The organism is Tomitella biformata AHU 1821, from assembly GCF_000524475.1.
Taxonomy (GTDB): domain Bacteria; phylum Actinomycetota; class Actinomycetes; order Mycobacteriales; family Mycobacteriaceae; genus Tomitella; species Tomitella biformata.
Map to the genome: position 1 here is coordinate 1 of NZ_BAVQ01000039.1, position 1,458 is coordinate 1,458.

General features: G+C 66.1%; 1 protein-coding gene. It reads left to right on the plus strand.

Features of this window, described 5'->3' with window-relative positions; translation table 11 throughout:
• The first annotated feature begins 136 nt into the window (after positions 1 to 136).
• Positions 137 to 1,396 carry an IS256 family transposase gene (locus TBIF_RS13745; protein WP_024795370.1) on the plus strand — a complete coding sequence of 420 codons (1,260 nt, stop codon included), beginning with the start codon at positions 137 to 139 and terminating at the stop codon, positions 1,394 to 1,396.
• Positions 1,397 to 1,458: the final 62 nt, after the last annotated feature.

Sequence of the window (1,458 nt, forward strand, 5' to 3'; positions counted from 1 at the left end):
CGGTTATGTCCTGCAGGGTGGTGTACGAGCCCCGCAACATCGCTGACCAGGTCGGCGTGTTGACCGCCACGTAAAGCGGCCACCGCGGGAGGCTTTCGAGGAAACTCCTACATCCCACTCGAAGGACCACACCGCGATGACCGCACCCCACGATATCGACCCCAAGAACTTCCTGGCCGACCTGCTCTCCCAAGCGTCCCCGGACCTGATGCGTCAGATGCTCACCACCTTCGTCAACGCCCTGCTCAGCGCCGAGGCGGACTCCGTGTGCGGTGCCGCCTACGGCTCCCGCAGCGACGAGCGGACCAACCGTCGCAACGGCTACCGCCACCGCGACCTCGATACCCGCGCCGGCACCCTCGACGTCGCGATCCCCAAGCTGCGGGAAGGCAGCTACTTCCCCGACTGGCTCCTCGAGCGCCGCCGACGCGCAGAGGCGGCCCTGACCACCGTCGTCGCCACGTGTTACCTGCTAGGGGTCTCGACGCGGCGGATGGACAAGCTGGTGCAGACCCTGGGGATCACGGGCCTATCGAAGTCGCAGGTCTCGGAGATGAGCAAAGACCTCGACTCCCAGGTCGCCGCGTTCCGCACCCGGCCCCTCGATGCCGGCCCCTACCGTTATCTGGCCGCCGATGCCCTGATGCTGAAAGTGCGTGAGCACGGCCGGGTGGTCAAGGTCGCCTGCATGGTCGCCACCGGCATCAACGCCGAGGGCTTCCGGGAGATCCTCGGCGTCCAGCTCGCGAGCGCGGAGACCAAGGAGGGGTGGCTGGGGTTCTTCCGCGACCTCGCCGCCCGAGGTGTGAGCGGGGTCCGGTTGATCACCTCCGATGCCCACGCCGGGCTGGTGGAGGCCGCGGGGGCGGTGTTCCCGGCCGCCTGCTGGCAACGCTGCCGCACCCACTACGCCACCAACCTCATGGCGGTATGCCCAAAATCTCAGTGGCCAGCGGTGAAAGCGCTGCTGCACAGCGTCTACACCCAACCGGACGCCGAGGCGGTGCGAGCCCAGTACCAGCACATGGTCGAGACCTTGGACAAGCATCTGCCGGCGGCGTCCGAGCATCTCGAGGCCGCCAGAGAGGACGTCCTCGCGTTCACGCATTTCCCGAAGGAGCTGTGGAAGAAGGTGTGGTCGAATAATCCAAATGAGCGTCTGAACAAGGAGATTCGGCGTCGGACCGATGTCGTCGGGATCTTCCCCAACCGTGATTCGGTGATCCGGCTCGTCGGCGCGGTCCTCGCCGAGCAGCACGATGAGTGGTCCGAATCGCGGCGCTATATGAGCCTGGAATCTCTCACCGCCACCGACGCTCTATGGGAGGCCGCCGCCACCGAAACCGATCCTGAGACCGTCACCGAGACCGCGGACCCCGCGGCGATCGCCGCCTGAAAACCTCGCCCATCAGGAGGAATCCGAGAAAGCGCCGATACACCACTCAAAAGGACTTGACC

Excerpts from the sequence above, each read along its gene's own strand:
- TBIF_RS13745 (WP_024795370.1), top strand. The coding sequence starts at position 137 with ATGACCGCACCCCACGATATCGACCCCAAGAACTTCCTGGCCGACCTG.